Source organism: Streptomyces viridochromogenes DSM 40736, from assembly GCF_000158955.1.
Taxonomy (GTDB): domain Bacteria; phylum Actinomycetota; class Actinomycetes; order Streptomycetales; family Streptomycetaceae; genus Streptomyces; species Streptomyces venetus.
Window position 1 is genome coordinate 2355143 of the sequence record NZ_GG657757.1, and the last position, 6818, is coordinate 2361960.

Genomic DNA, 6818 nt, shown 5'->3' on the forward strand with positions numbered 1-6818 from the left:
GGTGGCACGCCAGGAGACTACGAACGGGTGACACGCATTGCGGCAAAAGCACGGGCCCGGACGCTCCCTGCGGAGTGTCCGGGCCCTGAAGCGCTCGGCTCGTGTTACTGGGTGCGGCTCTCACCGCGGTAGTACTCGAACACCCAGCCCCAGATGGCGACCAGGATGACCGGCAGCGAGAAGTACATCAGCCACCAGCCGATGGCGACCGACAGGAAGGCGAGAGCGCCACCGATGCCCAGGAAGAACGGCTGCCAGCTGTGCGGGCTGAAGAACCCGACCTCGCCGGCGTCGTCCGCGACATCCGCCTCCTTGTTGTCCTGTGCGCCGACGTCCACCCGCTTGGCCGTGAAGCCGAGGTAGAAGCCGATCATGATGCACAGGCCGAAGGCCAGGAAGAGGGCCGTGGTACCGGCCGGCTCCTTCGACCACACGCCATAGACCACCGCCATGGCGAGGACGAAGACGCTCAGCCACATGAACATCTTGCCCTGGATCTTCACTTGCCGGCCTCCTTGCCACCAGCGATGGCCTTCTCGCCGTGACCGGCGTTCTCGAGTTGGTCGAGAGCGGCGATCTCCGGGTGATGCAGGTCGAACGCCGGGGATTCACTGCGGATCCGCGGCATGGTGATGAAGTTGTGCCGCGGCGGCGGGCAGGAGGTCGCCCACTCCAGGGAGCGGCCGTAGCCCCACGGGTCGTCGACGCCGACCGGCTTGCCGTACTTGGCCGTCTTCCACACGTTGTAGAAGAACGGCAGGATCGACATGCCGAGCAGGAACGAGCTGATCGTCGAGACCGTGTTCAGCGCGGTGAAGCCGTCGGCCGCCAGGTAGTCGGCGTAACGACGCGGCATGCCCTCGGCGCCCAGCCAGTGCTGGACCAGGAACGTGCCGTGGAAGCCGATGAACAGCGTCCAGAAGGTGATCTTGCCGAGGGTCTCGTCCAGCATCTTGCCGGTCCACTTCGGCCACCAGAAGTGGAAGCCGGAGAACATCGCGAAGACCACGGTGCCGAAGACGACGTAGTGGAAGTGGGCCACCACGAAGTACGAGTCGGAGACGTGGAAGTCCATCGGCGGCGAGGCCAGGATGACACCGGTCAGACCACCGAAGGTGAAGGTGATCAGGAAGCCGGTCGCCCACAGCATCGGTGTCTCGAAGGACAACGAGCCCTTCCACATCGTGCCGATCCAGTTGAAGAACTTCACACCGGTCGGGACCGCGATGAGGAAGGTCATGAAGGAGAAGAACGGCAGCAGCACACCGCCGGTGACGTACATGTGGTGCGCCCACACCGTCACGGACAGACCCGCGATCGCGATGGTCGCGCCGATCAGACCCGTGTAACCGAACATCGGCTTACGGGAGAAGACCGGGATGACCTCGGAGATGATGCCGAAGAACGGCAACGCGATGATGTACACCTCTGGATGGCCGAAGAACCAGAAGAGGTGTTGCCACAGCAAGGCGCCGCCGTTGGCGGAGTCGAAGACGTGGGCACCGAACTTGCGGTCCGCCTCCAGGGCGAACAGCGCCGCCGCGAGGACCGGGAAGGCGAGCAGGACCAGGACACCGGTCAGCAGCACGTTCCACACGAAGATCGGCATGCGGAACATCGTCATGCCCGGGGCGCGCATGCAGATGATCGTGGTGATGAAGTTGACCGAGCCGAGGATGGTGCCGAAGCCGGAGAAGGCCAGACCCATGATCCACATGTCGGCGCCGATGCCCGGGGAACGGACCGCGTCCGAGAGCGGGCTGTAGGCGAACCAGCCGAAGTCGGCCGCGCCCTGCGGGGTGAGGAAGCCGCCCACCGCGATGAGCGAGCCGAACAGGTACAGCCAGTAGGCGAACATGTTCAGCCGCGGGAACGCCACGTCGGGCGCGCCGATCTGCAGCGGCATGATCCAGTTCGCGAAACCGGCGAACAGCGGCGTCGCGAACATCAGCAGCATGATCGTGCCGTGCATCGTGAACGCCTGGTTGAACTGCTCGCTCGACATGATCTGCAGACCGGGCCGGGCGAGCTCGGCGCGCATCAGCAGCGCCATCACGCCACCGATGACGAAGAACGCGAACGACGTGGCCAGGTACAGCGTGCCGATCGTCTTGTGGTCAGTGGTGGTGAGCCACTTGACGACCACACTGCCGCGCTTCTGGCGCCGGACCGGCAGCTCGTCCGCGTAGTGGGACCCTGCTGCCGCGGCACCCTGGGGTTCGTTGAGGATGCTCACAGGTTGTTCGTCTCCCGGTTCTTCTCGTGGCTCGTCTGCGCGATGCCGGCAGGAACGTAACCGTTCTGCTGCTTGTCCACGAGGTCCTTGAGGTGCTGCTCGTAGCGCTCGGGGGAGACGACCTTCACGTTGAACAGCATCCGAGAGTGGTCGACGCCGCAGAGCTCGGCGCACTTGCCCAGGAAGGTGCCCTCCTTGTTGGGGGTCACCTCGAAGGCGTTGGTGTGGCCCGGGATGACGTCCTGCTTCATCAGGAACGGCACCACCCAGAAAGAGTGGATGACGTCACGCGAGGTGAGGACGAAGCGGACCGTCTTGCCCTTGGGCAGCCACAGGGTCGGGCCCGGGTTGCCCGTCTGCGGGTTCCGCGTACCGGGGGTGCCGCAGTCGTAGACGCCGCCGGCGCCTGCCGGGAAGTCCTTCTTGAAGCGGTCCGGGATCGCGTTCAGGTCCTTCGAGGTCTTCGCGTCCCCGGTGGAACCGGCGACCGGCTCGATGTAGTTGAAGCACCAGCTCCACTGGAAGCCGACCACGTTGACCGTGACGTCGGGCTTCTTCTTGAGGCTGAGCAGCTCGGACTCGTCACGGGCGGTGAAGTAGAACAGCACCGAGACGATGATGAGCGGGACCACGGTGTACAGCGCCTCGATGGGCATGTTGTACCGGGTCTGCGGAGGAACTTCGACCTTGGTGCGGCTGCGCCGGTGGAAGAAAGCACTCCACAGGATCAGACCCCACACCAGCACGCCGACGGCGAGCGCAGCCGCCCAGGAACCCTGCCACAGGGAGAGGATCCGCGGAGCCTCTTCCGTGGTCGGGGTGGGCATACCAAGGCGGGGGAAGTCTTCCCAGTTGTACGAGCAACCGGTGGCTGTCGCCAAGACCAGGCCCGCGGTCAGTGCCTGCAGCAGCTTCCGCCGCATCGGGCGCCGCGGCGAGCGGTCGGAGCCGTTGGGACTCACGTAGCGCCTTCCCGAGAGTCTCGCCCGCGCGGTCGGCTGCGGCCTGGCCTTCTCGCTGGTCGGTCGCCGCCCTGCGTCGGGCAGGGGTTTGGATGTTTATGCGGACCAAACCCTAGCCGACGCCCTTAGGGGGTTCTCTAGGAGGGGTGCCTACTGGGGTGGGGTGTTCGCTTGTTTGGCGGGTGCGGCATCGGTTGCGGCTTGTCGCGCCCCGCGGCGGAGCCGCTGATGTCACAGCTCCGCGCCCCTTTTGGGTGTCCTCCCCTGCACGTTCTAGCGTTGCTGTGTGGCCTACTTCGATGCTGCTTCCGCTGCTCCGCTTCATCCGATCGCCCGGCAGGCCCTGCTGGCCTCGCTCGATGAGGGGTGGGCGGATCCCGCGCGTCTGTACAGGGAGGGACGGCGGGCTCGGATGCTGCTGGACGCGGCGCGGGAGGCCGCCGCCGAGGCGGTGGGGTGCCGGGTGGACGAGCTGGTGTTCACCTCGTCCGGAACCCGTGCGGTGCATGCGGGGGTCGCGGGGGCCTTGGCCGGGCGGCGGCGGGTCGGGCGTCACCTGATCGTGTCTGCGGTCGAACACTCCTCGGTGCTCCATTCGGCCGAGGTGCACGAGGCGGACGGTGGGACGGTCACTCAGGTGCCGGTCGACCGGGGCGGGGCGGTGGATCCGGCGGCGTACGGCGCCGCCCTGCGCGCGGACACCGCGCTGGCCTGCCTGCAGTCGGCCAACCACGAGGTGGGGACCGAGCAGCCGGTGGCGGCGGTGGCCGACCTGTGCCGGGCGGCCGGGGTGCCGTTGCTGGTGGATGCCGCGCAGTCGCTGGGGTGGGGGCCGGTGGACGGGGACTGGTCGTTGCTCACGGCCAGTGCGCACAAGTGGGGCGGGCCTTCCGGGGTCGGACTGCTCGTGGTCCGCAAAGGTGTGCGATTCGCCTCGCAAGGGCCGGTGGACGAGCGGGAGTCGGGGCGGGCGCCCGGTTTCGAGAACATCCCGGCCGTCGTCGCGGCGGCCGCGTCGCTCCGGGCCGTACGGGCGGAGGCGGCCGAGGAGGCCGTACGGCTGCGGGAGCTGACGGAACGGATCCGGGCGAGGATGCCGGAGCTGGTGCCCGACGTCGAGGTGGTCGGCGATCCGGTGCGCCGGCTTCCCGGAGTCGTCACCTTCTCCTGCCTCTACGTCGACGGGGAGGCGCTGCTGCACGAGCTGGACCGGGAGGGTTTTTCCGTTTCATCCGGATCGTCCTGCACGAGCAGCACGCTGACGCCGAGCCATGTGCTGCGGGCGATGGGTGTCCTGAGTGAGGGGAACGTGCGGGTGTCGCTGCCGCTGGGAGCGGCGGAGGAAGACGTGGAGCGGTTTCTCGCGGTCCTCCCCCGGGCTGTCGCGGCGGTACGGGAGAAGCTGGGGGCGCCGGCCTCCGAGGCGGTGGTGCGGGAGGCCGACGTGCTTGTCGTGGACTCTCTGGGCAAGAGGTGCCCGATCCCGGTCATCGAGCTCGCCAAGGTCATCGGCGATGTGCCGGTGGGCGGACTGGTCCGGGTCCTGTCCGACGACGAGGCGGCACGGCTGGACATCCCGGCGTGGTGCGAGATGCGGAACCAGGAGTACGTGGGCGAGGAAGCGGCGGACCGAGGAACGGCGTACTTGATCCGCCGGGCGAGCTGAGAAACCTCAGGGGCGCGGGGCTGTGTCGATGTGCGGCTACCGCCGCGGGTGCGCGAACAACCCCCCACGCACCCGCGGACGACAGCGGTCAGACCAGATGGGCCTGGACCTCCACGGCGGCCTCATCCCCGTACGCCTTGGTGAACCGCTCCATGAAGTGCCCTCGGCGCAGCTGGTACTCCTGCGTCCCCACCGTCTCGATGACGAGGGTCGCCAGCATGCAGCCGACCTGAGCCGCTCGCTCCAGGGACACACCCCACGCGAGTCCGGACAGGAACCCCGCGCGGAAGGCGTCGCCGACACCCGTCGGGTCGGCCTTGCGCTCCTCGTCCGGCGTGCCGACCTCGATCGGGTCCTCGCCGACCCGCTCGATGCGCACGCCCTGCGCCCCGAGGGTGGTCACCCGGTGGCCCACCCGGGACAGGATCTCGGCGTCGGTCCAGCCGGTCTTGGTCTCGATGAGGCCCTTCTCGTACTCGTTGGAGAAGAGGTACGTCGCCCCGTCCAGCAGGATGCGGATCTCCTCGCCGTCCATCCGGGCGATCTGCTGGGAGAAGTCGGCGGCGAACGGGATCGACCGGGAGCGGCACTCCTCGGTGTGGCGGAGCATGGCCTCCGGGTCGTCGGCGCCGATGGAGACCAGGTCGAGACCGCCGACGCGGTCGGCGACGGTCTTCAGCTCGATGAGGCGGGCCTCGCTCATGGCGCCGGTGTAGAAGGAGCCGATCTGGTTGTGGTCGGCGTCGGTCGTGCACACGAAGCGGGCGGTGTGCAGCGTGTCGGAGATGCGGACGGACTCCGTGTCGACGCCGTGCCGGTCGAGCCAGGCCCGGTACTCGTCGAAGTCCGCGCCCGCGGCGCCGACCAGGACCGGGCGGGTGCCGAGCTGACCCATGCCGAACGCGATGTTCGCCGCGACACCGCCACGGCGGACGTCGAGCTTGTCGACCAGGAACGACAGCGAGACCGTGTGCAGTTGGTCCGCTACGAGCTGGTCGGCGAAGCGACCGGGGAAGGTCATGAGGTGGTCGGTTGCGATGGAGCCGGTGACTGCGATGCGCACGGCGTGGACTCTCCTGAGGGAGGCGGACCTTGACAGTTCACGCTATCGGGTGGACGGGGCCGCTCTGAAGGCATCGAAACTACCCGATAGTAGATCTTTCTCCGTGAGGTCAGACGTGCATACGGTTCCGATATGACGAACCTCAAGATCCAGGTGCCCGCTCCGGTCGATCTCGAAGGCGATCTGGCGTCGCTGCCGGGTGACGGTGCCCGGATGGCTCCGCACTTGGGCGGCTCCCGACCGGATCGCCTCCCGGCCGGTGTCCCCGGCCCTGATCCACGGTGTGGACGTACCGCCGGCGTCGGCGCGGCTGCTCGACGCGATGTCGGACTACGGGGACTGAGCGGCGCCCTTACGGGAACCGTGCGCTCCCCCGCTGCGTCCCATCGCCGTCCCCCGTAAAGGGGAGGCGGGATACGACCCACCAGCGGCCCGATTCCGACCGGGCAGGGTCCCTATGGGACAGCTGTGCAGCCGAAGGAGCGATGCGGTGAACACCGAGCGACCCGACAACGACGACGACGCCAGGGCAGCGGGCGACGCCGGAACCGCCGATGCCCCGGAGGTCGAGGAGCCGGGTTCGGCGGACGCCGGGGCCGCTGCGGAGACCGAGGCTGACGCGTCGGACGCCGAGGTGGCCGAGGCCGGGGAGAGCGACGCGGCTGCCGGAGCCGCCGAGGCCGACGCGGCCGAGGACGGGCAGACCGACGCCGAACCGGCCGCGGAGGCCGAGGCACGGGACGAAGCCGCGAAGTCCGAGACACGGAAAGCCTCGGAGTCCGAGGCACGGGACGAAGCGGAGGCGGAGCGGACCGAGCCGGCACAGACACCGGCACCGGCACCGGCACCGGCTCGCGAGGTCGCCCCGGAAGCCACCGCTGCCGAGGAGGA

The 6818-nt window shown here is 68.4% G+C and carries 5 protein-coding genes and 2 pseudogenes; 3 read left to right on the forward strand and 4 right to left on the reverse strand.

The window, feature by feature from the left end; genetic code table 11:
• Positions 1-104 precede the first annotated feature (104 nt).
• The 3 genes from SSQG_RS10325 to coxB are packed head-to-tail and all read right to left on the reverse strand — an operon-like array spanning position 105 to position 3198.
• Positions 105-503, reverse strand: coding sequence for a cytochrome c oxidase subunit 4 (locus tag SSQG_RS10325; RefSeq protein WP_003989686.1), 399 nt, complete (start codon positions 501-503; stop codon positions 105-107).
• Positions 500-2236: a cytochrome c oxidase subunit I gene (gene ctaD, locus SSQG_RS10330; RefSeq protein ID WP_003989687.1), complete on the reverse strand. Its 1737-nt coding sequence runs from the start codon at positions 2234-2236 to the stop codon at positions 500-502. Before ctaD ends, SSQG_RS10325 begins: the two co-directional genes overlap by 4 nt.
• On the reverse strand, positions 2233-3198 hold the full coding sequence (coxB, locus tag SSQG_RS10335) for a cytochrome c oxidase subunit II (RefSeq protein ID WP_003989688.1): 966 nt from the start codon (positions 3196-3198) through the stop codon (positions 2233-2235). The genes ctaD and coxB overlap by 4 nt, the downstream gene beginning before the upstream one ends.
• 286 nt (positions 3199-3484) lie before the next feature.
• On the opposite strand from coxB, the gene SSQG_RS10340 reads away from it, so the two are divergent.
• The gene (locus SSQG_RS10340) at positions 3485-4864 is read left to right on the forward strand and encodes a cysteine desulfurase/sulfurtransferase TusA family protein (protein ID WP_003989689.1); all 1380 of its coding nucleotides are present in this window, start codon (positions 3485-3487) and stop codon (positions 4862-4864) included.
• 88 nt (positions 4865-4952) lie between these two features.
• On the opposite strand, the gene SSQG_RS10345 is transcribed toward SSQG_RS10340, so the two are convergent.
• Positions 4953-5927: a carbohydrate kinase family protein gene (locus tag SSQG_RS10345; RefSeq protein WP_039932308.1), complete on the reverse strand. Its 975-nt coding sequence runs from the start codon at positions 5925-5927 to the stop codon at positions 4953-4955.
• A 132-nt stretch (positions 5928-6059) separates the two neighbouring features.
• Between SSQG_RS10345 and SSQG_RS10350 the strand changes: the two are divergent.
• Together SSQG_RS10350 and SSQG_RS10355 are read left to right on the forward strand one after the other, a co-directional pair.
• Positions 6060-6270, forward strand: a pseudogene (locus tag SSQG_RS10350) (hypothetical protein).
• A gap of 147 nt (positions 6271-6417) precedes the next feature.
• Positions 6418-6818: pseudogene (locus SSQG_RS10355) on the forward strand (hypothetical protein); the annotation flags it as partial.